Below are 26,286 nucleotides of genomic sequence, written 5' to 3' on the forward strand. Positions count from 1 at the left end.
GACATTGACATTTGGGAATCGGATTCTGATTTATTGTCGCCGGATTTTGATTTATTTGCGACCGGGTCAGAACGGGTCAACAACCACCATGACTGGCTTGAAGAGTTCCTGCAAGGATAAACCAGTTATCATGACACAAGCATTTTACGGTTAAAATGGCAACATACGCAGGTTAAATATAAGGTCAATCTCCTCCTCCGGTTTTTCCTGGTGAATACGCTCAAGAACATTCACTGCATGTTCTTTCCGGCCACTCGGATAATGCCAAATCCGGACCTGTCCATCATTAAAGTAGTAAACGCCATAAAGGCCACTAAAAAGTGGCCTTCAATGATTTCAGCCAAGTCAGAATTAAACGTCTGGTGCTGCAGTGCGTTTAACTTTTGCCTTCTCAGAGTTTTCAACCGGACCTGAGCTGTGCTCGGTCCATACGTCTGCATCCATGGTTTTATCAAGGAATGGGAACTTGCGACGATTGAATACCGGCGTCACACCGGATGCCACCTGATCATCAAAGTCCTTCAGAACCTGAACAACAGTACCAGAAAGCATCAGAATAGCCGTCAGGTTAATCAGTGCCATGATCCCCATGGAGGCATCAGCAAAAGCCCACACGGTTGGCAGGCTGCTGCTTGCCCCCCAGATCACCATACCCAATACAGCAATACGGTAAACATTTACCAGCCAATTCTTGTCCATGATAAAGCGCAGGTTTGATTCACCATAGTAGTAATTGGCAATGATCGAACTGAAAGCAAACAACAGAATAGCCGCAGCTACCATGTGCTTACCGACCGGCCCCACCTGGCTTTCCAGAGCCAGCTGCGTCAACTCGATACCTGTTACGCCAGAACCATCCATTACGCCGGACATCAGGATAATAGAAGCGGTCGCAGTACAGACAATGATTGTATCCATAAATACACCCAGCATCCCCATCATGCCCTGGTTGGCAGGATGATTCGAGTGTGCAGTTGCTGCTGCGTTAGGGGCACTACCCATACCCGCTTCATTGGAGAACAAACCACGCTTGATACCCTGCTGCATCGCCTGGGATACCGCGTAACCCGCTCCACCACCGACAGCACTATCAAGACCAAAAGCGCTCTTGATAATCAGACTGAAGACCGCCGGCAGCTCTTGGATATTCATAAATACCACCACCAGAGCCACACCCAGATAGCCAAAGGCCATGATCGGTACGACCATCTCTGCCACTTTGGCAATGGAGCGAATACCACCAAAGATGATCAGGGCACTCACCATTGCCAGCCCCATACCAATAGCTTCCGTTGGAATTTCGTAGCCACTGAATGCTGCAGCAATGGAGTTAGACTGCACACTGTTAAAGGCAAAGCCAAACGCAATAATCAGGGAGATGGAGAAGATAATACCCAGCCAACGCTGCCCAAGGGCTTTCTCAATGTAATAAGCCGGGCCACCTCGATAAGTACCATCACCGTTATTGGTCTTATAAAGCTGGGCAAGAATATTCTCGGCAAGACTGGTGGACATACCCAGAACCGCGATCAGCCACATCCAGAAAACAGCACCAGGCCCACCCATAGTAATGGCAACCGCGACACCCGCTATGTTGCCAGTACCTATCCGTGCAGCAAGGCTTGTACAAAACGCCTGAAACGGAGATACATGAGTAGAACAATCAGTCACACGGCTGCCCAGCATGGTTTTCATTGCCAGAGTAAACCGGCGAATCTGAACAAAGCGGGTTTTTACCGTGAAAAGCAGACCTGCCCCCATAAGCAGGTACATAAGAATGCTGCCCCATAGCAGACCATTGATGGAGTCTATTAAGTTATTCATAAAATTCCCGGCGCATTGTGTATTCTCGATTTTTATTTCAAATTAAAATTTATAACATTAGGGAATAAACCTTGAATGATAAGTATAAACACCTATCAACCAAACAATAGAAATCCTTTAAAAACTGCCTGAAACCCTTTAAAAACAACGCATCCTGTGTCCAATTCAGGCCAAATAACAAACCACAGAAATACGCATAAAACGATCACCAACACGTACAAGTAACATCTGATGCAATTGAAAGCCTGAACAAAAATTTAGAATACCCTTACGGTAAAATAAAACATTCCTTAAACAACCAGGAAGCCCCACCATTTCAAAATAGCAAACATCAAAACAGGCTTTTTCATCAGGAAACAAATAATGAGCATACCAATTATCAATTAAATGACACTATTGACAATACTCTTTCATTGTTTAATTTCAGATAACACGAGGCAATGTAAAAGACTACCTTGTCAACAACATTCCTCAAATAAACAATCCCTGATAAAGGTCAACCAACATCAAGGGATAAACCAAAAAAATAGCCAAACACTGCACCACCCGGCTCGGCTTTTCGGTGCAACTTTTCAACTTTTGCTAACAGGACTTTGTCTCCTGAAAATTGGCATTACCAATGCGTTCGAGAGAGTCCTCAGACTCAGGTTTATTAACCCAGACATCCTTATCAATCGTTCGATCCAGAAAAGGAAAACGACTGCGCCTAAACTCAGGGGAACGGCCGGATCCTGACTGTAAATCGTAATCCCTCAATACCTGCATAACCGGGCCACTGAGCAACAGGATGATCACAAGATTAATCAGTGCCATCAGCCCCATGGCAAGGTCGGCAACCATCCACACCATCTCGAGGGATGCGATTGAACCAAGAAAGACCAAAAATACGACAACAGATCGATAAACCTGCAATAAACGGGGACTGTTACGAATAAACAGAAGATTTGACTCACCGTAGTAATAATTGGCAATCACCGATGTAAAACCAAAAAAGATGACAGCAATGGAAATAAACCACTGCCCCCAGCCACCGACAATACCAGCGAGCGCAGCCTGAGTCAGCTGGATACCATTGAGGGTACTGCCTGATTCCAGCTGGCCGGATAGCAGCACAATGGCAGCGGTCGCTGTACAGATCACAATGGTATCGATAAACACGCTGATCATCGACACAATGCCCTGAGCCGCCGGATGGTTTGGTTTGGGTGTCGCAGCCGCAGCCGCATTGGGACCACTGCCCATACCAGCTTCATTGGAAAACAGGCCTCGCTTGATTCCCTGCATCATGGCCTGTGCCACGGAATAACCAATAGCACCACCTGTGGCTGAATGCAGACCAAATGCACTGTCAAAAACCAACGCGATAACGGCAGGCACTTCATTCAAATGAAAAGCTACAACACCAAAAGCAATCACCAGATAAGCCAGGGCCATTACCGGAACCACTAACTCTGCAAAATGAACAATCGAGTGGATCCCTCTGAAAATAATAAAAGCGGTCACACCGGCAATGACCAGGCCGACCAATACCGGACTTATCGCCATATGACCAGAAACCGCCTGGGATACCGAGTTAGCATGAACCGCATTGAAGACAAACCCGAAGGTCGTTAACAATAGAACTGAAAATAAAATACCCAGCCAGCGCAGGCCAAGTGCCTTCTCTATATAGTAGGCAGGGCCACCACGAAAGGTTCCATCTTTATTGTTGGTTTTATAGAGCTGCGCCAGCGTGTTCTCTACAAAACTGGAGGCCATCCCCAACATGGCAACGATCCACATCCAGAATACCGCACCGGGGCCACCGATAAAGATAGCAATGGCAACCCCGGCCAGGTTACCAGTACCTACGTGTGCAGCCAGGCTAGTACAAAGAGCCTGAAAAGAAGATATTTCATTACCTGATGTCTTTCGAGACCCCAGCATCAGCTTCCATGCGTGAAAAAAATAACGAAACTGAACAAAGCGGCTTTTGACAGTGAAGTAAACACCTGCACTCAGCAGCAGATAGATCAGTAAATATTCCCAAATGAAGGTGGTAATTTCTAAAAAGATCGTACTCATTTGAGCCCCAATGATTTTTCACACCAAACTAGAATAGCAGAGGATTTTTGACACAAAGGGGGATTTTCCAGCGTAAAAACTGTCCAAAAAGACAAAAAATAAAAAATGCCTTTGTTTATCAATGGCCAGGAAGGCTGTCCCGGCAACGCCTGGAGGTCGAAGCAGAGCCAGAAGATGAACCAGCCACTGAAAACGGTTAATAATTAGGGGTTTGAGACAGGCCAGGGAATCACAACCTAAACTATAAGAGACCGTTATGTTCAGGGAGTGAACAACTATGTCAATGTTGATCCGCGAGCTCAAGCACGAACACTTACAGATTAGTGACTTATTAGTAAAAGCCAGGGCAGAAGGTGTTGCCAGTGAAGCGGGCCGGGAGCTGGTGCTTTCAGCAAAAAAAATGCTACTGGCTCATTTAAATAAAGAAGACCGCTATCTCTACCCCCCATTACGGGAGGCCGCCGCAAAAGATGAAAGCCTGAAGTCGATGCTATCTGACTATGCCCTGGACATGGACAAAATCTCAGTGGATGTTATGGCTTTCTTCAACCTCTATGAATCCACCGACCAAACATCCGAAAGCTTCCACTCCGATTGTGACAACATCATAAAGGCATTGTGCAAAAGAATCGCCAAGGAAGAGACTGTACTCTACAAAATCTATGATCAGATTTACGATCAAATCATAAATTCCTGATCTGCAAACCTGTCTATCAAGGCAGTGATCGGCTGGTTCTCAGCCGATCATTATTCCCTTCTAGAAGAATACAAACCCAAGCAGCACCACACCCAGAACCATCCGATAGATGACAAATGGCATAAGCCCGATACGGTTGATAAATGCCAGGAAGAAATGCACACAGAGCCAGGCACTGACAGCCGACACCAGGGTTCCAAGGGACAGTGTCTGCCAGTCCACCGGCACCGTGCTTTCTGCCAGATCCAGCATCAACAGGCTACCCGCCCCCAGAATCACGGGAATTGACAGCAGGAACGAAAACCGGGCAGCTGCATCACGGGTAAAGCCCATCATTAACGCTGCCGTCATGGTAATACCAGAACGGGATGTGCCCGGTATCAGCGCCAGCGCCTGGGCAAAGCCAATCAGCATTGCCTGTCTGAAAGACATCTGCTCCAGGGGTTGAATACGCTTGCCTTTCAGATCTGCCCACCCCAGCAGGGCACCAAAAATCAGGGTGGTTCCGGCAATCACCGCAACGGTCCGCATCGCCTCATCCAGCCCCATTTTTTTCAGGGCCAGACCAAATACCACGGCGGGCAATGTGGCAAAAATCAGATACCAGCCAAGACGGCTGTTAACGGTAGCGCCCTTCCCCACCAGAGAGCCCAGCCAGTCACGGGCAATGGCAAAGAGGTCTTTCCAGAAATAGGCAATGACGGCAGCCAGCGTACCAATGTGCACAGCAACATCAAATGCCAGCCCCTGGTCCGTCCAGCCAAGCAGCTGGGCGGGCAAAATCAGGTGACCTGAGCTGGAGATAGGAAGAAATTCGGTAATGCCCTGGATCAGCGCCAGGATCATGGTCTGTAGAGTGTCCATCACGGTCCGTCCTTGTTCTTAACGTTCTGATTTTTTCAGAGCTACCTTATCCCGAAGATAAACCGGCATTGCCTGCTCCGCAGGCAGCCCTTTACCCCGTTTAAAGTCGGCAGCTGCCAGCAGGGCTATATCATGGGCCCTGGGCCAGGCTTCAATCTGACAATCAACCACGGTGGCTGACAGTCGGTGTCTGAACGACCAGCCAGTGCCCATCCCAAACCAGTACCCATCCATAACCGGTACCACCACCTGTTCTGGCAGGGTCACTATTTCCGCAGCAACCGGCACCATTAAGCCATCAGATTCGGAAAACGCACCCCAATAGATCTCATCCATTCTGGCATCAATGGCACTCAACACTTTTGCTGCCTTGTGCTCCCTGAGCCCCTGCTGAGCCAGAGCAGCCAGCGTCGAGACCGGAACCACCGGAAGATCAACCGCAAACGCCAACCCCTGAACCATAGCGGTAGCCACCCTGAGGCCGGTAAATGCCCCTGGCCCCCGGCCAAAGGCCAGGGCATCCAGCTGCTTAAGGCTTAGGCCGGCCTGAGCCAGAATATCTTCAACCATTGGCAGCAGATCACGGCTATGTCGGCGGGGAGTCAGCTCGAAGCGTTCAATCACTTCGCCATCAAGGTTAAGGGCAACAGAACAGGCTTCCGTTGCGGTATCAAGAGCAAGCAGTTTCATGGGGAATCTTTACTGTTTTGGTGAGCGTCAGCAACATGGCCAGGCGACTATTTTGAAAAGACCGGCAGTTCATTACAACCGTATTGTCAGTAATTACAAAAAAGCCGGTGGCGCTTTCTCACACCCCCGACTTTTGTTTTGATCAACAGTCATTGCTCAGGCAACAACATCAGGCAACTGTCTCACTCAGGCGAGAACAGGCTTCAGCGCGTCCAGCACCTGCTGTTTGATTTCATCAACAGAGCCAACACCTTCAATGCGGCTGTAACGGGTATCGCCACCCGCCTGCTGATAAAACTCAACCAATGGCGCAGTCTGATCATGGTAGACCCCCAGGCGCTTGCGTACCGTTTCTTCTTCATCGTCTGCACGCTGCACCAGGGCTTCACCGGTCACATCATCCTTACCCTCTTCTTTGGGTGGATTAAAGACCACATGGTAAGTACGACCACTTTCCGGGTGCACGCGACGGCCACTCATGCGCTTGACGATTTCTTCATCATCAACAGCGATTTCCACAACGTGGTCAATGGCAACACCCGCATCACGCAGAGCTTCAGCCTGGGGAATGGTGCGTGGAAAGCCATCAAACAGGAAACCATTGGCGCAATCACTCTCAGCAATACGCTCTTTGACCAGGGCAATGATGATGTCGTCAGAAACCAGCGCCCCGGAATCCATGACGGCCTTGACCCTGTTGCCCAGCTCAGTGCCGTTCTTGATCGCAGCCCGCAGCATATCCCCGGTAGAGATCTGGGGAATACCATACTCTTCCATGATAAATTGAGCCTGAGTCCCTTTACCGGCGCCCGGTGCACCCAGCAGAATAACGCGCATGAAAAGCTCCTGTTGCCAGCCATCCGTTCTCTGCTGCAAGAGATCGTATTATAGAGACACCGTCTGGCTTGGAATATGTGACAAATTTATTGACGTATTCAATAAAAAGCGGACAAGCATATACAGCCGGAAGCCCGGTGACAAGTTTGGACTTATCACCGGGGCCCGGGAGCCAATATGAAAATTACTGCTTTTCAACCACCACACTACCGATGGAGTAACCTGCCCCAAAAGAGCAAATGATACCTTTATCCCCCGATGTCAGATCCAGCGAGTGTTTATGAAAGGCAATAATCGAACCAGCTGAACTGGTATTAGCGTACTCATTGAGAATCACCGGCGCTTCCCGGGGCTCTGGCTCACGGCCCAGCAGCTTGCGCGCCACCAGTTGGTTCATATTCAAGTTTGCCTGATGCAGCCACAGACGGCTCAAATCTCCGGGGGTGAGTGCAAGAGACTCAAGGTGATCAGAAATATGCTTCACCACCTGGGGGCAAACTTCTTTAAAGACTTTCCGGCCATTCTGGACAAACAGTTTGTCGGGCTTGCCGACGCCGGTTTCATCCGCACGATTCAGAAAGCCAAAGTTGTTACGGATATTATTGGAGAACTGAGTCCACAAGTGACAGCCGAGTACCCGGTAGCCATCTTTCCGTTTGGCAATGTCCTCACTCTCCAGCAATACGGCAGTACAGGCATCACCAAAAATAAAGTGACTGTCCCGGTCGCGGAAGTTCAGATGACCTGAACAAATTTCCGGGTTCACCATCAATACCCGTTTTGCAGACCCGCTGCGAATAGCGTCGACGCCAGCCTGGATACCAAAGGTAGCTGAAGAACAGGCGACGTTCATGTCATAACCATAACCACCGCCACCGAGAAACTGCTGGATCTCAACGGCAATGGCCGGGTAAGGGCGCTGCATATTGGAACAGGCGACAATAATCATATCCACGCCGGATGGCTCGACCCGGGCCTGGGCAAGAGCCCCTCTGGCGGCATGGAGTGCCATTTCGCACTGGACAGAGATGTCCTCATTGCCACGCTCGGGAATTCGAGGAACCATTCTCTGCGGATCAAGAACGCCTTCCCGGTTAACCACGTAGCGGTTAACAATTCCGGAGGCTTTTTCAATAAACTCGCTACTGCTTCTGGCCAGCGGTTCCAATTCACCGGCGGCTATGGCCTCTTTGTTGTTTTCATTCTGCTGGTCGACCCAGGCATTGAATGCATTGACCAGCTCATCATTACTGATGGCCCCCGGCGGGGTATATAACCCGGTACCACTGATCACGACTTCCGGCACAATCACTCCATCACATGCTTATTGTCTTTTATTTTTCGCATCTTATAGCAGGGTAATTACCAAGGGAACTAATAAGTAACCAACCTTATGAAATTATCGTTTCTGGCGTCAGGGCTTACCGGTTCCCCGCTTTTGTCTGGATGCCTCCAGTTCCGGGCTATTCCCCCCAAGACTCCAGTTTCCGGGCTCCTCCTCTTCAATGACCACCCAGACCGCCTGCTGAAAACGATCTTCACCACCTGCTGCAACCTCCACCAGCAGCTTAGAGATTCCATCCATCACTTCCTGCTTCTGGATTTCATTAAACAGCCCCTTGACCGTTTTCACAGAGACAAACGGCATAAGCACTCACCTCACAATAAATATCGACCTTCACAGATTAGCCCATTTTCACCACAGGCACTGAAAGCACCAAAGGTAATAAATGCGTGGTCGTCCTCCATTCCCGGCTGACGCATAAGGCACCGGTGGGATAGGCAAAAAAAGGAATAGAGAGAAGATTTCAGGGTCCGTAAAAAAGCACAGAAAGAATGCTCAAATTAAACGAGACCTGCCCAGTATAGTTCGACCGGTTTTAAATCACATGTAACAACACTGAACAAGCATCCAGACGAGCAAAATCAAGGGTCGGAGGGGAACTCTTTGAGGTTTATCGAATCAAACCATTGCTGATCATTTAGTGAGAGAATTAGAAAATCCTATGATCTCAACTGCAACAGTTGACCATCCAACACCCGGTGTGCGCCCTGCCCCTGCCAGCTTGTTTAACCATGGCAGATTAATGCTAAGGGTTGTTGATGCACGCAAGGGCAAATGGCACGGCTGGGAAACAAAACCAGTTACGCTGTTAAGTCCCCATTGCAAAAACCCTTTATCTGAAAATTTAGGAAGACGGGTATTCAGGGCTGCACCATGGGTAGTCACCATGTTGCAACCAGTGGATGCTATCAAGTTAATATGGGCCTATAAAAGAGATGCTTTTTCAGATAATTACGGCAATTGTCAGCCTTCAGACACACACAGCGAGCGGTTAAAAAAAATCACTGACCTGGCAACGCTTGATACAAAATTAGAAGAAATATATTGCCAGAGCAAGACGTTCTTTCCGGACACCACCTCCGGACACATTGGCAGGATGGGTTATCTGTTGCATCAGTCGTCCAGCAAAAAAATTGCCGACACAACCTACCCGGAGGTTATTTGCCACCTTAATTTTGGCCTGATGCACTGCGGATACCTTCTCGATTTTACCAGAGAATCAACATTTAACCGGGTCGCCAGGATGATGCAGAACATTTTGCGGCTTGAACTGGAAGACAATGCCCGCGTCCTTGAGGAATTTCGTCAACCTGTGCAGCTGTCGGTCTTCGATAGAGAGCGGGGTGCGCTATTCCTGCCGGTAAAACTGCAGCGCCATGAAATAGAGACAATTTCAGCGAACGCCAGGGCATTCTCTAAATATGCTCATTTCATGGGCTGGGATAGCACTCTTTTCAAAGTACTGACCCAGTCCGGTGGTGATCGCTTTCTGCAGTTACTGATCAATATTCCGGAAAGTGTCAAAGCCGTGGCAGAGACAGATAAAAACCCGGATCTGATCAAAATATTAACAACCCCGGGACTATTGAACTCATATAGCCTGCCTGAAATACTGGCAGCCATAGAACATGCCCGGCTACTTAATGTCAATTTACCGGTACGGTTCCTGACAGATATCGTTAACACAATTACTGTCCGCCTTGGTGAAATAACATATTTCAGAAACCAGGATAAATATCTCTACCTGAATATGAATTTACTCCCCGGGGATCGTATACAGGAGCTGGAATCGGTGTTTGCCAAACAATCGGTGCTCTGCAGAAAGGCATTAGCAAACAGATTATTTGTCCCAATATTATTTAATGGTAATACCTGCGTCTACTACAACCCATTAGCCACCTGCCTTCTAATTGCCCATGGCACCAGGATCAACTTTCAAAACACTCCCCAACAAACAACGGATATTCTCTGGCTGTTAATGGCAGCCCGGTATTTCTGTAAAAAGCATTGGTTGAGCAGGGATGAAATCAGGATCATCCGCCACGAGCTACTGTGGCAGCTTCTCTGTAGCGAGATGACTCATACGAAAAATTACTTCACCAGTATAAATCCGGGGCAAGTGGCTCCCCCTGAGAAAACACTGAATAACCTTGATACGCTTATAGACAATCTGAAAACCCTTTTAGCCAGTCAATCAATAACTACCGACGACAGCTGGGTTGAAGATCAGTGTCGGGAACTGATCGGTGAAGATATATATGACCAATTTTATCTGGACGACCAGGCCGATGAGCAAAAACTTCAGGACCATCTGCTAAGTGGCCTGTCACCAAAACGATTTAATGATGAACAGTTAATGGACCATATTCACTACATGACCACTATCCCGTTGCCAGATGGTAGAATCGGCAGCGCCTTAAAGTTTTGTCACAAATCACACCTGGTAAATAATTTCTGTGCTATCCGGTTGCCTGACAAAGAAGCTGGCCGGTGCGAATGGCTGGATGAATGTCTGACGGCTCCACCGAACTTTGCGCCAGGTGAACTTCGTGATGATGATTACTATCCTGCAATCACCCGGATAGCGGGTCGGCATTACTATCAGAAACTCCATCCCACCAAAGTAAAATTGATACTGGCAGGAGATGCAGGCATAAAAACCGGTTTCCGCAAAGTTCACGGTCTGGATCACGCCCTGCGTACACAGCTGGCAACCGAGTTTCTTGTGGAGGTATTGCCTCACATTCATGCTCCATTTAAGGAACTACTGAAAAACCAGCCCCTGCTGCATGAATTACTGCCCATTGCCGAGCTGTACCACGATGCGGTTGCCGAAGATGAACATAAAGAGTTAGAAGAGCGTCGTGCCGCTGAACTGTTCCAGCGTGATATGCAGGGTTTGCATCACTACCCGGATGAACTGATCGGGTTAGTAACCAGTGCACTGAAAAATAAAAACAGTAACAAGATGCAGCCGGTCAGGGCTCCCTTCACCAGTGACCAGCAATGCCCGGCGGAGGAATTACTGCTTCGTCAGGTGCTGCGCTTTGGTGATATCGTCGATATTGTCAGAGTCATCCCCTGCCGGGAAGACTTTCCAGCGATCCGACTGACGCCGGGTTCTGTAGAATCCGTAGAGAACCGCTACTTTAACCCGGAAGCCATTGAGTTACTCCGCGTCGTCAATAAACCAGAGTTTACCCTGCTGATCCAGGCAGCACTGCTGAGCTTCAGGCACCTGGCCTGCATTACCGGGGGCTGGCACCACAAAGATGCCAACCCGTTCACCACGAAATACCGGTTGCCGGTGGATAACCATCAACGGCGATTGCTGATTGAACAGGCATCTGATCCGCAGCAGTGCATGCGCGAAAACCTGGATGATCTGGTCCGGTTGGTGATGGCAGAGAAAGCTGGCATCAAACCCTGCCTGACCGATCACCCAAAACGCTCGGACAACCCGCCCCTCCCCGATTGCTGGGACCCACAAACCGGCTTAGCCGGCGCTTACCGAAAGCTGCACAATGAACAGGAACTGCGACAGATTGAATTACCTGAAAACATGACCCTGACAGAAAAAATTATCGTTGCTGCGGATAAACTGAACAATGAACAGAACCACACAGTGTTCAGGCTATCACCTGCCACCCGCAATGGTATACAGTCAGAAATGATGCGGTTGCAGCAGAAGGGTATCCTGCCAGCCATCGGCACGCCGCCGCAGTCTGAGCTTGAGCAAATATTCCGGCAACCGGACTGTGCAGGTGCCCGAATACTGAATGAACGAGGGCTTGTGGTGGTGTCTGATGAACATGAAGGGAGGATCGTTTATCGAATGCAGCCTAACGGTCAACGACAACAAAGAAAGAGGCGGCGCGATGAGCTTAACCATGACGCCTGCTACCGCAATCCCCCCCAAAACAGGCTGCCGTTAAGCACTGACGGTTTCCTGCCAAGGAATTGTCCTGAAATAACTTCCCTGTTTTCAGTTACATTGAAACCATGTAAGTAGCTAACCATATGAAATCGAATATTTCTGGCTACTTACTAGCCAGTATTACGCATACCTGCGGCAATACCGGCAATAGTGATCATCAATGCCTGTTCAAGCTCCTCACCCACTTCAGCATCCTCTCCTGCCATCTTTTCATGGGAGCGAACCCGCTGCAGCAACTCAGCCTGAAGGAAGTTCAGAGGATCAGTGTAAGGGTTACGCAGACCAATGGCTTCTTTGTTCTGCGGGTGTGACGACATCAGCTCATCCCCTTCTTTAAGATCAAGCAGCACTTCAATGGCAGACGACAGCATGCGCCTGAGCTTTTCGCCCAGGTAGCGCAGATGATCGGGCACCAGCTGATCTTCATAATACCTGGCCAGCTGGGCATCGGTCTTGGTGAAGACCATCTCCAGCATTTCCAGACGTGCCTTAAAGAACGGCCAGTCGGTCATCATTGCTTCAAGCACATCCCGGTTGCCATTGTTGACCGCATTCTCCAGCGCTTCGCCACAGCCCAGCCAGGTTGGCAGCATCAGGCGAATCTGTGTCCAGGCAAAAATCCAGGGAATAGCCCGCAGACTTTCCACGCCGCCGTTGGGTTTCCTCTTGGCGGGGCGGGAGCCAAGCGGCAATTTACCCAGTTCCATTTCCGGCGTTACGGCCCGGAAGTAAGGTACGAAGTCTGGCTCTTCACGAACAATGCCCCGGTAAACCTTCACGGAATCTGCTGACAACTGATCCATTACTTCACGCCATTCCTGCTTTGGCACTGGCGGCGGCAACAGGGTTGCTTCCAGTGTGGCGCTGGCATATAGCATAAGACTCTGGACGGCTACTTGTGGGAAGCCAAACTTAAAGCGAATCATTTCCCCCTGCTCAGTCACCCGCAGGCGGTTATTGACCGAACCCGGAGGCTGGGAAAGAATCGCCGCATGGGCCGGGCCACCACCACGGCCAATGGTACCACCACGGCCATGGAACAAGGTCAACCGGACATCGGCCTCAGCGCATACCGCCGTCACCTCTTCCATGGCACGGTACTGAGCCCAGCCAGCCGCCATCCACCCCGCATCCTTGGCAGAATCAGAATAACCAATCATAACCATCTGGCCACCGTGGCAATAACCGCGATACCAGGGTAATGACAGCAGGTGACGAATACACTCCGCTGCGTTGTCGAGGTCGTCCAGTGTTTCAAACAGTGGTGCGATGGGCATGTCGAAATCCACACCGCATTCTTTCAGCAGCAGAGCCACCGCCAGTACATCCGATGGCTGTTTAGCCATGGAAATCACATAGCAGTTCAGTGCCCTGGAGCCCTCGGCGGCTATGACACGACAGGTGTTTAAAACCTCCTGCACATCCGGTGATGGCGACCACTTCAGCGGCCCTTTGGTATTCGGCAACAGGGGTCTTGGGTTCTGCAGCTCTTTCAGCAGGAAGCTCTGTCTTTCCAGTTCTTCCCAGTGCTCATAATCCCCCAGACCCAGGGCCTTGGTCAGCTCGCTGAACACCTGGGTATGACGGCCAGACTCCTGACGAATATCCAGTTTAATCAGCGTCAGACCAAAGCAGTATGCCCTTCTCAGGGTATCCAGCAGAGGGCCATCGGCAATAACCCCCAGGCCACAGGCATGGAGAGAGTCGTAACACAACCTTAACGGCCTGATCAGATCTTCATTATCAAGAATGACACCCGCCGTCGGTGTTACCGGTGCATCCCCGGGTCTGGCCAGACCTCGCTCACACCACTGACGGGTATGTTTCAGTTTTTCCCGCAACTCTTTTAACACAGACCAGTAAGGTTCCCGGGAGTCCCCCACAAGCGCCCGCAGCTCATCACTGCAATCGCTCATGGAAAGCTCACTGATCAATGGTTTCAGATCCCTTAAAAACAGGTCTGCCGCCATCCAGCGACTGAGCAGCAATACTTCACGTGTCACTTCAGATGTTACAAACGGGTTACCATCCCGGTCCCCCCCCATCCAGGAGGAAAAGTGCACGGGTGCCGCCTCAATCGCCAACCGGTGACCGGTGAACGCTTGCAGGTGGTCATCCATCTGACGGACAAACTGTGGCACCGCATGCCACAGGGAGTGCTCAATGGTGGCAAAGCCACCTTTTGCCTCATCAACCGGTGTTGGTCGTTTACTGCGAAACTCATAGGTATGCCAGGCCTGAGTAATCAGCTGGCGAATGCGCTGTTCAATGCGCTGCTGTTCGTTATCACTGAGCGACTGGTTTTCCAGGTCACTCAGGCACTGGAATATCTGCTCATATTTCTGAATTAATGTACGACGGGTTACTTCGGTCGGGTGCGCAGTCAGTACCACCTCAACATCCAGCTCTGATGCTTTCTCTGCAATCTGCTGATCGCTGAGACCTTTCTGCTTCAGCGCCTTGAGCAATTCACTAAAGTGATCAGGAACACAGTGGCTGGCTTCACAGTCCCTGGATACCAGGTGGAACTGCTCGGCAATATTGGTGAGATTCAGGAAATGGCTGAAAGACCGTACCACAGGTACCAGCTCATCATCAGGCAGGCTGTGCAGCAGGTCTAACAGGGCCTGCTGTTCATTCAGACCGTCATCACCCTCGGCATCACTGCGGGCCGCTTTGGACAACTGACGGATAGACTCGATTTTATTGAAGAAGTCCTCTCCCTTGTGGTCCCGGATGACGTCACCCAGCAAGGTACCCAGCATATTGACATTTTGACGCAGCGACGATGGGTTCTCTGTTGGCTTTTCTGACATAGCTCTTTGCCTTTCGATGTTATTCCGGCCCACTTCGCCTCTGTAAGTCTTGGTAAGCCTGACTCGTATTAGCCCACGACAATTTACTTGTTAAATGAGTACAACAAGGTGCAGCCTATACCAGATACACCTAAGAAAAAAGGGAAATCACCTACTCACGAAAAAACCCACATCCTCACAGTAAAACACGCTATTCCCTTTAAAATTCTTCAATATTCAACACAGTAAAACACCGTCGTTTTAATCAGCGAAGCGCAAGTCGACTGACATAGAAATACCGTTTCGTAAGAACCGAAGCCGAAGTATGAAATACTGCGTCTAACCCTGATTCTATCTTGCACAGCAGACTTATAAGCTCTCATAAAATGCAATTTAACTCTGATTTCTACAACGCCTGTAAATATCCCTGGGGGAAACAATGAAAACTGATGACCAGGAAAAGGTCTCCATTGGAGCCTATATAACACTGGCATTTGCTGTGGTGTTCTTTTCCGGACTCCTGAAGTCTAATGAGTGGTACGGTGTCTTTGACTTCACCACCCTTAACGGCAGCTTTGGCAGGCTGATGAAAGACGCCACGGGTGGCATGGCCGCTTTCCGTGGCGTGGGTGGTAGCGGTGCGGCCGATGGTTTTTTGTTTGCTCTTGGTCTGGTACCAACGGCCATGTTCGCCCTGGGTATGATTGCAGTGCTTGAGCACTATGGAGCGCTGAAAGCTGCCCGTAAAATGCTGACGCCTCTGCTTCGTCCTCTGATGGGTATTCCCGGTTCAACGGGTCTGGCCATTATCGGCAGTCTGCAGTCCACCGACGTTGGTGCAGGCCTGACCAAATCCCTGGCGGATGAAGGCGAACTGACTGCCACAGAAAAAGATGTCTTTACCGCATTCCAGTTCTCCGGAGGTGCACTGATCGTCAACTTCTTCGGTTCCGGTGCCATTCTGTTCACCCTTTCTGACACCACGGGCGCTGCCGTTCCCGGTTCTATTGGTCTGGCCCTGGCGGTGATGTTTATCTTTAAAATCGTCGGTGCCAACATTATGCGTTTCTACCTCAAGACCATTGACAAGAAATCCGGCGAAAAAGCAATCACTGCCAACACTGCGGAGGCTAACTGATCATGAGTGCTGCACCTGAAAGTAAAAAGATGATCACTGACGTCTTTGTTGAAGGCGCCCGTAAGGGTTGGGGCATCGGAATCGGGAGCATTATCCCAAATATCATGATGGCCTTCGTGATCATCAAGATTCTGTCTCTGACCGGTTTTCTGAATGTTCTGGCCACCGTGTTTGGCCCGGTCATGGCGCTGTTTGGAGTACCTGGTGAAGGGGCTGCCGTGCTGATGGCAGCGGTTATGTCCATGGGTGGTGCAGTTGGTGTTGCCGTAGGCCTGTTGAATGAAGGCGCTCTGCACGCCCGCGACATTGCCATTCTGGCACCTGCTATTTACCTGATGGGGTCCACCATTCAATACGCTGGACGTATTCTTGGTGTTATCGGGACGGAGAGTCGCCGTTACCCTATCCTGTTTGGCATCTGTATCCTGAACTCCCTGATGGCCATGTTTGTCATGAATCTGCTGGTGTGAATCTTTATTCAACGCTATGATCCGGGTTCAACAATAAAAAAGCTGGGGATTCCCCCGGCTTTTTTTGTCTGGATGACTTTATATTTATGAAGGTAGTTGCCATGAATGAAAAAGATCCGTTTGAAAGCCTTGCCTGTAACTGCGTAGAAGTTGGCACCATTATTAAAGAAGACGATACTGTGTTGACTATCGATCTTTCTGGCGTCAATGCTGAATCACAATTTGATGCCCTGAAAGAAGAGGCAGCAAAAATCGGTTCCGGTAACTGCAAAATCTCTGCTGAAACCATTGATGAACATGGTCAGACCGTGATTCGTGCCATGTTTGAGTTTGACTGCACCGCTGAAAAACTGATTTTCCAGATGAAGAACGCTTGATTTTCCAGATGAAGAACGCTTGATTCTCCAGCCAAAAAGATAGTAACCGGGCGAATAGTATAAACTGTTCGCTGGCTATCCACCTCGCAATCCTTGCCAGGCCTCCCGGAAATAAACCAGACATTAACACTCATGCCAAGATCTCTATGCCCTCGCTGCCAACGCCCGGAAACGCAGTGTTACTGTTCAGCGCTGAAAGAAGAAACCGCCTGCATGGATATAATTATTCTGCAGCATCCCCGGGAGTCAAAACATCCATTGAATACGGCTCGCATTCTGGAGCTGGGCATTGGTAATTGCGAGGTATGGGTGGGGGAAGATTTTTCCAATCATGCTTACCTCCAAAAAACGCTGGCAGAAAAGGACTGTTATCTGCTATTTCCCGGGGCTAATGCCCGGGCCAGCCGGGATATTCTGCGAACGGCGAAGCCGGAAGTACTGATCATCCTGGATGGAACCTGGCGCAAGGCCAAAAAGATCTATTACCGCAACCCACAACTGCAACAACTCCCCAGCATTGAACTCACTGATCTTGCCATATCCGACTATCGCATTCGCAAAGCACCGGGAGAAGATGCCTTATCAACGGTAGAAGCAGCGGTTACCCTGCTGCGTCAGGCCAGCCGGGATAGCAAGGCACATCAGCAGCTTCTGGACACATTCAGCCTGATGATTGACCAGCAAATCAACGCCATGGGGCAGGAGATTTTCAAGAAAAATTATCCACAGAGAAATGGTTGACCAACTATTTACGCCACTTGATGTTGCAACCGACACTGGGCTTTTGATTTTCACTGACTGGCAAGCCCTTTAGCAAAGCAGTCATGGCACCGCGAAGATCATCTCCTGTCACCGGTTTACCATTCCCCGGCCTTGAGTCATCAAACTGCCCGCGATAAACACACTTCAAATCTCCATCAAAAAGAAAAAAGTCTGGCGTACATTCCGCTTGATAGGCTTTAGCCACCTGTTGAGTTTCATCATAAAGATACGGAAAGCCATAGGGTTTTTGGGCCATCAACTCAGGACGGTCCTGGGGGTAATCGGTCACGTCATTGGCGCTGATCGCGACAATGCCCAGATCCGTGCCGTGGAACTCTTTGCCCAATGCCACCAGCGCTTCTTCAATATGCACAACATAAGGGCAATGGTTACAGATAAACATCACCAGAAGCCCTTTACTTCCGGCCACCTCAGCCACAGTTTTTTCGGTTCCGAAAAAAACATCCGGCAAACTGAAATCCGGAGCCTGAAAACCAAGTTCAACCATAGAAGAGGGTGTGAGCGCCATGATGTATCACCTTTGTTATTTAACCTGTTTAACCATAGTGGATATGGTGGTCCGCGACGTTTCTGCAATTCTACGGAATCATGGCATAAGCCACGCCCTGGCACCACAGGGCTGTTTACAGAGGTCAAAACTCTGCTAACTTAGAGTGACAATAATCAATAGTAAGCCTATGGGAAGATCATCCTCGTTCAATCGACAACAGGTGTTAAGCGATGCCCTTGAGCTTTTCTGGTCCAGGGGGTTTTATGCCTGCTCATTGAAGCAACTGGAAGAGGTTACCGATATGCATCCGGGTAGCCTTTATTATCATTTCCAGAATAAAGAGCAATTATTTCTCTGTGCTCTTGATCACTACCTTGAATGGCAGCTGCAACCAAGAATCGATAAGTATCTGGCTTACAGTCCCACACTATTGGATCTCCGACGCTTTTTTACCTCCGGTTATCGTCATGGTCAGGAGGCCAGCTACCGCAACTGTTGTTTCCTGGTGACCACCAGCAATGAACTCCATCTACTGCCGTCCGATGCATCAGAACGGGTGCAGAAAGGCATCCAGATGCTGCGAGCAGGCTTTATTGATTTTATTGAGAAATATACAGAACCGAAAAAAAACATCAGCGCTACTATTGATCATGAAGTCATCGCCAGCGAGCTTCTGAACCTGTATCTGAGCATTCAGCTGATGGCCAAAGTGAACCCGAATCAGCATGCCCTGGACAAACAGGTCAGGCAGAGTCTGGATAACCTCTTTACTTCCATCCCGCACCAGTAAGACCTGCCATAATGAATTCAATCCATTACCCATCTTCAGGCCGTGCCGGGAGTTTGTCGAGGCAAAACACGCAGAATCCCTGTACCATATTGAGCTATCAATTCGGACTTTCCAGCATCAAGTCATGACCATCAAACAGATTATTGTGCACAAACTGGACCTTGCCCATGGTTCAGAGCAGTTACAGGCCACTCCAGCTTCCCAGAGCCTGGACTCTTCCCCCTCTCTGGAGCTGGTACTGGATGACTTGCTGCAAACCTATAATAAAAAACCCGACAAGTGTTATGGTCAGTTTTCCGCTCTGGCAGAGGACAGTTTTCCTGAACGCCTGAAGCAATATATGGATCAAAATTCCGATGAGCAGGCCGCCGGTTTTACCCAGTTCACCACAGAAACACTGACCTGCCTTGGGCAAAACCTCAGTGAGGCCGGAGCCATCAATGGTGGCTACGTGATGTTCGCAGACTATCAACAGGGCCTGACCCGTTATCTTCTGCTTTGCATGCTCAGCAGCCAGAACAGTGTCACCATTACTGATGAGCTGACCATTCAGGACACGTCCTACCTGGACACCGCTCGTATGTCCCTGGCCTGTCGCATCAACATTACCGACTGGCAGAAAAACCCGGAAGCGGGGCGCTATCTATCGTTTCTTCGGCCAAAAGGAGGCAAACGTCTCAGTACCGTATTCCAGGAGGTGATTGGCTGCAGTGAAACCAGCAGCAGCAAAGACGAAGCTGACACCCTTCTCAAGGCAGTGGAGGCGTATTGTCAGGAGGAGCCGGTAGAGGAAAACCGCACGATTGTGAAACGACAGGTTTATGATTACTGCCAGAACAAACTGGACGAAGGGGAAAGTCTGTCAATGCAGGAGCTGACAGGCCACCTCAGCGAAGCTGGCCCGGATGACTTTGCCCGCTTTGTCAACACCCGGGATTATGACATGAGCACCCCCATGTCCCCTGAACGCCGCAAGTTGACCCAGCTGGTGCGCTATACCGGGCGAAGCAAGGGACTCAGCCTCTCTTTTGATGCCGAGCTGCTGGGCGGGCAGATTCGCTATGATGAAACCAACGACCAACTGATCATCACCGGGGTTCCTGACAAACTGAAAGCACAGCTGAAGCAGAATTAAGCAGGAGGCTGACCGAGAATAGCGCCCGTCCAGGCGACCCCGTAGCGAGGATGGCAGAAAATTGAGGATAAAAATTCCGTTTTGTGAGGTGAATACTGGTTCTATTTGCCGAGCAAAACGGAATTTTTAGACCAATTTGCTGTCACCGCAGTAGGGCAGTCTATTCTCGGTCAGCCTCCTGAGGGCTATCCATACCAGAACAACTTTGCTACAAATAAAGACAAGGGATTGATCTGACGCCCAGGGATGGGTGCCTGCATCACACTGCACAAGCTTTAATCGCAGAGGGTATTCAGGTCTGCTTCCTACAGCGAGCATCCCGCTTGCCGATAAACACCTGATAAAAAACAACCCGGAAGCCACTATGATTTTTCGTGCAGCTTTTCGTGCAGCAACGGTAATCACATTGTCCACAATCCTGTTGGCATTCGGTGTAAAAGCGAGCGAAAAAGCCACCCCAGCCCTATCTCCAGCAACCATTATCCAGCAGCAAATAATGCTCAACGACATACTGATCAGTATTCACCGCCTGCAGCTGGATTTTCTCGATCAGGATGCCAGAAACGCGCTGCAGCTGGCACAGCAATCAGTCAACATCACCATCAATACGCTGCCAGAAAGCCTTAATGATCCTGAAGCCAATAAACTGCTGGTCACCGTCGTATCCCTTTGGCCGGTGGTCAACAAACACATTACCTGGCTGAGCACCATTCCAGCCAGTTCTGCCCCCCCCTCTGGAACCTCATTACTGCGGGTACTGGCCAAAATGGATCGCCAGCTGTTGCTGCTGAGGCAAAAAGTCACCAACGTCCTGGCTGGAGACAAGGCCAAGCTGCGCTTTCTGGAGCAAGCGCTATTGATGCAATACATAACCAGAGACTACCTGAGCCTGCTGGTTTCAGAACAAAATACCGAGATCACCAATACCGACCAAATGCAACTGAAAGCACAGGCCAACCGGTTCCATCAGCGAATGACTGCTTTTAATGATGAGTTAGGTGATCATCCCCACGCCATGGTACCCGTTAAACAGGCAAATGCTGCCTGGTCATTTATTCACAGCAGTTTTGAGCGGTTTCCGGAACGGAAAATACCCGATCTGATTGTGCGCTATGGCAAACGGATTGTGCGCAGGCTTTCTTCCGTCCAGCGTATGCTCTAAACAAGCGCTTTTCAGCCACGGCTATCCCGTATGGTCGCTATCACGCAAAAAGCATCATTGTTCATTTTCTACCGTCCCGCTCTCCGGACCGATGCAAGAATAGCTTTCTGTCTCATGACTACCCGGTGCCATAATCGTCAGCACTTCAGTTGCCGACATCCTTTCCTGCAGAAAAACCTCCGCCTCCCCCCACTCAAAAGGCACCGTGAACTGATCAGTCACCTTAAACGCCTGCTGATGCAGAAACGGCTGCAGCGCATAGCTGACGGTAATAATCCTGATGCCAGCGGGCAATTCGGCCAGGCGCTCTGCCAGCCCGGTAATGACATGATCATCAAGATTTGAGCCATATAAATAAATGATGGATGCGCCTTCCAGTGGCGACGTCAGATAGTCTTCACAACGAACATCAATGCCCTGCAATCGCATACGTTGGCTGGTACGCTGCAAACGCCAGCAGAACAGTGGAATCTGCTCAATAGCGGTAACCTGACACCGCTTAACCCCCTGCAACCAGATACTGGTAAAACCACTCCCGGCACCAAGCTCAAACACATGATCGTCCGAAGTCACGCCTGATCTTTCAGCAATTAACTCCAGGCTGGTCAGGGGTGTTTCACCGTAGACATAAATGTTCTCCGCCTTGATACGACGCTGGTAACGACGACTGACCGCGTACGGACTATCCAGCAGATAACTGAGCTTCAACCATAACCATGGAAAAACAAACCGTGGGTTTCTGCCATAGCGCTTCAGCTCCCTGAAACTCTGTCGCCACTGATAACGCCATTGCCGGAAAGCCAGTAATAACAATTCCCTGTTAAATGCCATGCCTTTGCCTCTGATCGAAAGTGATTTCGAAGGTACCCTGCCACCTTAGTAATTGTCCTGAAATAACTTCCAAATTTCTACAGACGCTGCCCGCTACCTTAAAAGCCGGAACCGCTTGTACTTTTGCGGGCAGCGACCTTTTCCCGGGCTGAGTAAAATGATGAAGCTATTCAACCGGTTAATATAGAACGCCACTACTGAGGGGCAAGAAAAAATTGTGAAATAAAATTCAAGTAGCCCTGCTTACCTCCCACTCGGTTCCATCGTCCGACAGACTTAATAATCCGCTTCAAACACTTTTGAAGTTCTTCAGACGTTTTTATAAAGTCATCTTCGTTAAACTGGTAGGTATATGCCTCAGTCATCGCTGTCACTTCATCCAGGCTGACTCGGCCAAGACGCCATTCACAGATCGTAATCAGTTGTCTGCTCAACTGCTGCTCAAATAGTGACAGGTTCTTCGTCTTCGGCGGCCGGTTTGCGAACTCCGCACGGTAATGCTCAATGGTGGCCTCAAGTGCTCGTTTAACATCCCAATCTTCCAGAACAGGGTTCTGGTAATAAAAATTCATAATCGGGTACTCAAGATTTTGAAGGACATCTTCATACTCTTCAGTAAATTCCATTGTGCATTCCTCACCAATAAAAGGAGATAATAGACCAGAAGGAAATGCGCCGAATATGTCGCAGTATGAAGTTGAGATTTGAAACAATCAAGATTCAATTCCCGACTCCGGTTACGCTGACAGGTAAGCTGGATTCACCAAGGTTAACCAAGCCTGCTTACACAGTTAAAATGTAAAAGTGTCCGTTATTTTATTGCTCACTGTAGAAGGAAACCTGATTCATAGGCCCCCTTTGCAAGAAGGAGTTCCTCGCATGCTCTGTTATCAGTCTTAATAGCCAAGTCGAGAGCCGTAGAGCCGAAGCTCGTCTTCTCATTGACCTTGATGCCGTCAGCAGCCAGTAACACCTTGACGGTTTCTGTGTGGCCATTTTGGGCAGCAAAGTGGAGAGCCGTCGCACCCTGGTTATTCTTCTCATTGACATTAATGCCTTTAGCGAGTAACTCCTTGACGGTTTCTGTGTGGCCATCCTGGGCAGCCAAGTGGAGAGCCGTCGCACCCTGGTTATTCTTCTCATTGACATTAATGCCTTTAGCGAGTAACTCCTTGACGGTTTCTGTGTGGCCATTCTGGGCAGCCAAGTGGAGAGCCGTCGCACCCTGGTTATTCTTCTCATTGACATTGATGCCTTTAGCGAGTAACACCTTGACGGTTTCTGTGTGGCCATCCTTGGCAGCAAAGTGGAGAGCCGTCGCACCCTGGTTATCCTTGTCATTGACATTAATGCCTTTAGCGAGTAACTCCTTGACGGTTTCTGTGTGGCCATCCTGGGCAGCAAAGTGAAGAGCCGTCGCACCTCGGTTATTCTTCTCATTGACATTAATGCCTTTAGCGAGTAGCTCCTTGACGGTTTCTGTGTGGCCATCCTCGGCAGCCAAGTGGAGAGCCGTCGCACCTCGGTTATTCTTCTCATTGACATTAATGCCTTTAGCGAGTAACACCTTGACGGTTTCTGTGTGGCCATCCTGGGCAGCAAAGTGGATAGCAGTAAAGCCGAAGCTCGTCTTCTCATTGACCTTGATGCCGTCAGCAGCCAGTAACTCCTTAACGGTTTCTGTGTAGCCATCCTGGGCAGCAAAGTGGAGAGCCGTCGCACCCTGGTTATTCTTCTCATTGACATTGATGCCTTTAGCGAGTAACTCCTTGACGGTTTCTGTGTGGCCATTTTGGGCAGCCAAGTGGAGAGCCGTCTCGCTTTCGTTATCCTTCTCATTGACATTGATGCCTTTAGCGAGTAACTCCTTGACGGTTTCTGTGTGGCCACCCTGGGCAGCCAAGTGGAGAGCCGTAGTGCCGTCGCTCGTCTTCTCATTGACCTTGATGCCGTCAGCAGCCAATAACACCTTGACGGCTTCTGTGTGGCCATTTTTGGCAGCCCAGTGAAGAGCCGTAGTAGCGCCCATTTTATTGGATTTGTTGATATCCGCTTTCATGTCAAGCAGCTTTCTCAGGCAATCGGTTCGCCCCCAGCAAGCGGCTAAATGTAATGCCGTTGTACCTAAGTTGGCAGTAGTGGTATTGATATCCGCTCCATTCTCGAGCAGCCATCTCAAGTGCTCATATTTGCCCCAAAAGGCAGTTATCATCAAAGGCGTATAGCCGTAGTTATCAGTGACATTAATATTCACTCCTCTGTTAGCAACAAGCTCTTTCAGGCACCCGTCACTGTTTTCTTGTTTGTTGGTATAGTGTTTGGGCGTCCTGCCGTTGGCTAAGGTTTCATTGATATCTATGCCCATGTCAGCACATTGTTGAAGGCCCTCATTAATGCTGATTTTGGTGGCTATATGCAGGGCTGTTTCCCCATTCTTATTGGTGGCATTCAAATTCGCCCCACTTTTAATCAGCGGTCTCAGGCATTCGACATGGCCGTTATAAACGGCCAGATGCAGGGCTGTTTCGCCGTTATTATTGCGGGCATCGACCTTCTCTCTGCTGATTTCAAGCAACCTTTCCAGGCATCTACTATGACCGTTGGCAGCGGTGATATGCAGCGGCGTTTGACCTTCCTCATCGGTTTTATTGATGTCTCCCGGGTCGTGCAGGAGATTGAAAAATTCCAAAGAACCTTCTCTGGCAGCAGTGTGCAGTACGTTATTGATATCCGCCCCAGCCCTGATCAGCATATTAACGTCCTCGTTGCGGTGCAGCCGGACAGCAATGTGCAGTGGGGTCTCACCGTTGTACTCGGCGGCATTGACATCGGCACCGCAGCCGATCAGGAAACGGACTAAATCAGTATGCGCTTCCTTTATGGCGACAGCTAACAGGTGTTCAGGATGACCGGTGAGTACCGAATGGTAAGTCCGATTGGCCAAAGTCTCGTCTTCGCGCAGCAGCATTCTCAGGTCGCGCAGATTTCCGGTACGGCAGGCATTAAATATCCAGGTTTCACAATAAGGTGATTCGTCTTCAATTGGTCTCATACCGTCCATACGAATCAATGGCAGTGCTGGTCCCCTGCATACACATTTGAGTTCATCAAGTCCTCTTACATTCTGCACATCAAACCAGCCTGTGATGCATTTCAGGTGGAAAACGTGGGATGCCGGGCAAGAGGTGTTGACCAGTGAACGCCCACCAAATTGTCCTTTGATATACCCGCTTTCCGTACAGATAGAACACTGAAATGGTAAATCTGCCCCATTGCCCCTGCCAACATTCATCGCTTTAGCCTGCTATGACTCAAAATTATGAGTAGGACAATAAACAGCTGAGAATATTCCATAAAACAGATTTTTTTTAACAAGACGATTGTCGTTAAAATCCTCGAGTCAGGCACGAACCTACCCGTCTTGCACCCGGCAAGGAACGTTTGTTTACCGGAATTTAAGTGATGGGCACAACAAGTATCTGGCAGTAGTTCAAAGCCCTGTTAACTGACGATGTCATCAAGTTTCATGCCTGCCCAGGCAAAGTAGCGCTTGAGTCGTTTCCAGCGTGAATCAATCTCGGTGTTATGCCCCTGGTTCTTAATGCCTACCATAAGATCCGTGATGAAGCGCTGCTTTATCAGCAACACCAGATAAAACCCTCTGACCAGCTGAATGACATTGGTGTTCACTCGTTTTGCAAATCCGGCCGGAAAGATTGATAAATCGGTTAAAAACCGCACTATCGCTTTTCGCTGATCTCAGAATGTACTATGTTTTGGCTGAAGAGAGGGAGTTATGACCATGAGCCAAAACACTTCAGCATCTGTCGCTGAAAAAAATCACATTGCCAATTCCGCCCAACAATCCAAACGGCTGTATCCCGAAGACCAGCAGCGGGTTGATCATTATTTAAAGGAAGGGGTTAATGAAGTCGAGCGTTCGCCATTCAGGCCTCTGCGCCTGATGGCCTGGCTAACGGTTGTTATTGTTGTGCTTGGTGTTTTAAGCCGGATCATCGGCTACCTGGTTTTACCTGCCTGAGGGGATGACCTCCAA

The 26,286-nt window shown here is 49.5% G+C and carries 24 protein-coding genes; 10 read left to right on the forward strand and 14 right to left on the reverse strand.

All coding sequences use genetic code 11. The annotated features are described in order from the left end of the window. Positions 1-351: 351 nt before the first annotated feature. The gene (locus tag J7439_RS16275) at positions 352-1,824 is read right to left on the reverse strand and encodes an alanine/glycine:cation symporter family protein (protein WP_209203032.1); all 1,473 of its coding nucleotides are present in this window, start codon (positions 1,822-1,824) and stop codon (positions 352-354) included. A gap of 582 nt (positions 1,825-2,406) precedes the next feature. Continuing rightward, positions 2,407-3,888 (reverse strand): alanine/glycine:cation symporter family protein, encoded by a 1,482-nt coding sequence (locus J7439_RS16280; protein WP_209203033.1) that lies wholly within the window; start codon positions 3,886-3,888, stop codon positions 2,407-2,409. A 277-nt stretch (positions 3,889-4,165) separates the two neighbouring features. Between J7439_RS16280 and J7439_RS16285 the strand changes: the two genes are divergently transcribed. Beyond that, the gene (locus tag J7439_RS16285; RefSeq protein ID WP_209203034.1) at positions 4,166-4,585 is read left to right on the forward strand and encodes a hemerythrin domain-containing protein; all 420 of its coding nucleotides are present in this window, start codon (positions 4,166-4,168) and stop codon (positions 4,583-4,585) included. 60 nt (positions 4,586-4,645) lie between these two features. On the opposite strand, the gene J7439_RS16290 is transcribed toward J7439_RS16285, so the two are convergent. The 6 genes from J7439_RS16290 to J7439_RS16315 all read right to left on the reverse strand — a co-directional run bounded on the left by J7439_RS16290 (position 4,646) and on the right by J7439_RS16315 (position 9,209). Further along, positions 4,646-5,449 (reverse strand): undecaprenyl-diphosphate phosphatase, encoded by an 804-nt coding sequence (locus J7439_RS16290; protein WP_209203035.1) that lies wholly within the window; start codon positions 5,447-5,449, stop codon positions 4,646-4,648. Positions 5,450-5,467: 18 nt separating this feature from the next. Further along, positions 5,468-6,139 carry a tRNA (adenosine(37)-N6)-threonylcarbamoyltransferase complex dimerization subunit type 1 TsaB gene (gene tsaB / locus J7439_RS16295; protein ID WP_209203036.1) on the reverse strand — a complete coding sequence of 224 codons (672 nt, stop codon included), beginning with the start codon at positions 6,137-6,139 and terminating at the stop codon, positions 5,468-5,470. A 186-nt stretch (positions 6,140-6,325) separates the two neighbouring features. Then, positions 6,326-6,976: an adenylate kinase gene (gene adk / locus J7439_RS16300; protein ID WP_209203037.1), complete on the reverse strand. Its 651-nt coding sequence runs from the start codon at positions 6,974-6,976 to the stop codon at positions 6,326-6,328. 184 nt (positions 6,977-7,160) lie between these two features. Next, the gene (locus J7439_RS16305; protein WP_209203038.1) at positions 7,161-8,282 is read right to left on the reverse strand and encodes a beta-ketoacyl-ACP synthase III; all 1,122 of its coding nucleotides are present in this window, start codon (positions 8,280-8,282) and stop codon (positions 7,161-7,163) included. 108 nt (positions 8,283-8,390) lie between these two features. Then, complete coding sequence (locus J7439_RS16310; protein ID WP_163373103.1) at positions 8,391-8,624, reverse strand: tautomerase family protein; 234 nt, start codon at positions 8,622-8,624, stop codon at positions 8,391-8,393. A gap of 330 nt (positions 8,625-8,954) precedes the next feature. After that, positions 8,955-9,209 carry a hypothetical protein gene (locus J7439_RS16315; RefSeq protein ID WP_209203039.1) on the reverse strand — a complete coding sequence of 85 codons (255 nt, stop codon included), beginning with the start codon at positions 9,207-9,209 and terminating at the stop codon, positions 8,955-8,957. Between J7439_RS16315 and J7439_RS16320 the strand changes: the two genes are divergently transcribed. Next, complete coding sequence (locus J7439_RS16320) at positions 9,208-12,333, forward strand: hypothetical protein (RefSeq protein ID WP_209203040.1); 3,126 nt, start codon at positions 9,208-9,210, stop codon at positions 12,331-12,333. The genes J7439_RS16315 and J7439_RS16320 overlap by 2 nt on opposite strands. A 35-nt stretch (positions 12,334-12,368) precedes the next feature. Here the strand turns inward: J7439_RS16320 and ppc are convergent, their stop codons facing one another. Further along, positions 12,369-15,074, reverse strand: coding sequence for a phosphoenolpyruvate carboxylase (gene ppc / locus J7439_RS16325; RefSeq protein WP_209203041.1), 2,706 nt, complete (start codon positions 15,072-15,074; stop codon positions 12,369-12,371). A gap of 418 nt (positions 15,075-15,492) precedes the next feature. Here ppc and J7439_RS16330 point away from each other — a divergent pair, with 418 nt between their 5' ends. The 4 genes from J7439_RS16330 to J7439_RS16345 all read left to right on the forward strand — a co-directional run bounded on the left by J7439_RS16330 (position 15,493) and on the right by J7439_RS16345 (position 17,779). Continuing rightward, complete coding sequence (locus J7439_RS16330) at positions 15,493-16,191, forward strand: nucleoside recognition domain-containing protein (protein ID WP_209203042.1); 699 nt, start codon at positions 15,493-15,495, stop codon at positions 16,189-16,191. A 2-nt stretch (positions 16,192-16,193) separates the two neighbouring features. Next, positions 16,194-16,661 (forward strand): YjiG family protein, encoded by a 468-nt coding sequence (locus J7439_RS16335; protein WP_209203043.1) that lies wholly within the window; start codon positions 16,194-16,196, stop codon positions 16,659-16,661. A gap of 101 nt (positions 16,662-16,762) precedes the next feature. Then, the gene (locus J7439_RS16340; RefSeq protein WP_209203044.1) at positions 16,763-17,038 is read left to right on the forward strand and encodes a DUF406 family protein; all 276 of its coding nucleotides are present in this window, start codon (positions 16,763-16,765) and stop codon (positions 17,036-17,038) included. Positions 17,039-17,170: 132 nt separating this feature from the next. Next, positions 17,171-17,779 carry a tRNA-uridine aminocarboxypropyltransferase gene (locus J7439_RS16345; protein ID WP_209203045.1) on the forward strand — a complete coding sequence of 203 codons (609 nt, stop codon included), beginning with the start codon at positions 17,171-17,173 and terminating at the stop codon, positions 17,777-17,779. A gap of 4 nt (positions 17,780-17,783) precedes the next feature. Here the strand turns inward: J7439_RS16345 and J7439_RS16350 are convergent, their stop codons facing one another. Further along, positions 17,784-18,329 carry a thioredoxin family protein gene (locus J7439_RS16350; RefSeq protein ID WP_209203046.1) on the reverse strand — a complete coding sequence of 182 codons (546 nt, stop codon included), beginning with the start codon at positions 18,327-18,329 and terminating at the stop codon, positions 17,784-17,786. Between the two features lie 169 nt (positions 18,330-18,498). Between J7439_RS16350 and J7439_RS16355 the strand changes: the two genes are divergently transcribed. From J7439_RS16355 to J7439_RS16365, 3 genes are all read left to right on the forward strand, one after another. Beyond that, the gene (locus tag J7439_RS16355) at positions 18,499-19,101 is read left to right on the forward strand and encodes a TetR/AcrR family transcriptional regulator (protein WP_209203047.1); all 603 of its coding nucleotides are present in this window, start codon (positions 18,499-18,501) and stop codon (positions 19,099-19,101) included. Positions 19,102-19,225: 124 nt separating this feature from the next. After that, positions 19,226-20,236, forward strand: coding sequence for a nucleoid-associated protein (locus tag J7439_RS16360; RefSeq protein WP_209203048.1), 1,011 nt, complete (start codon positions 19,226-19,228; stop codon positions 20,234-20,236). Positions 20,237-20,600: 364 nt separating this feature from the next. Then, a complete protein-coding gene (locus J7439_RS16365) occupies positions 20,601-21,398 on the forward strand; it encodes a hypothetical protein (protein ID WP_209203049.1) in 798 nt (265 codons plus the stop codon). Positions 21,399-21,452: 54 nt separating this feature from the next. Here the strand turns inward: J7439_RS16365 and J7439_RS16370 are convergent, their stop codons facing one another. The 4 genes from J7439_RS16370 to J7439_RS16385 all read right to left on the reverse strand — a co-directional run bounded on the left by J7439_RS16370 (position 21,453) and on the right by J7439_RS16385 (position 25,919). Next, complete coding sequence (locus tag J7439_RS16370) at positions 21,453-22,229, reverse strand: SAM-dependent methyltransferase (protein WP_209203050.1); 777 nt, start codon at positions 22,227-22,229, stop codon at positions 21,453-21,455. A 194-nt stretch (positions 22,230-22,423) separates the two neighbouring features. Then, the gene (locus tag J7439_RS16375; protein ID WP_209203051.1) at positions 22,424-22,855 is read right to left on the reverse strand and encodes a hypothetical protein; all 432 of its coding nucleotides are present in this window, start codon (positions 22,853-22,855) and stop codon (positions 22,424-22,426) included. Positions 22,856-23,052: 197 nt separating this feature from the next. Next, positions 23,053-25,521, reverse strand: coding sequence for an ankyrin repeat domain-containing protein (locus tag J7439_RS16380; RefSeq protein WP_209203052.1), 2,469 nt, complete (start codon positions 25,519-25,521; stop codon positions 23,053-23,055). Positions 25,522-25,730: 209 nt separating this feature from the next. After that, entirely contained in the window at positions 25,731-25,919 is a 189-nt protein-coding gene (locus J7439_RS16385; RefSeq protein ID WP_209203053.1) for a hypothetical protein, read from the reverse strand. Between the two features lie 112 nt (positions 25,920-26,031). On the opposite strand from J7439_RS16385, the gene J7439_RS16390 reads away from it, so the two are divergent. After that, positions 26,032-26,271: a DUF3094 family protein gene (locus J7439_RS16390; protein ID WP_209203054.1), complete on the forward strand. Its 240-nt coding sequence runs from the start codon at positions 26,032-26,034 to the stop codon at positions 26,269-26,271. Positions 26,272-26,286 lie beyond the last annotated feature (15 nt).

The organism is Salinisphaera sp. G21_0, from assembly GCF_017744115.1.
In the GTDB taxonomy this organism is placed as follows: Bacteria; Pseudomonadota; Gammaproteobacteria; order Pseudomonadales; family Endozoicomonadaceae; genus Endozoicomonas.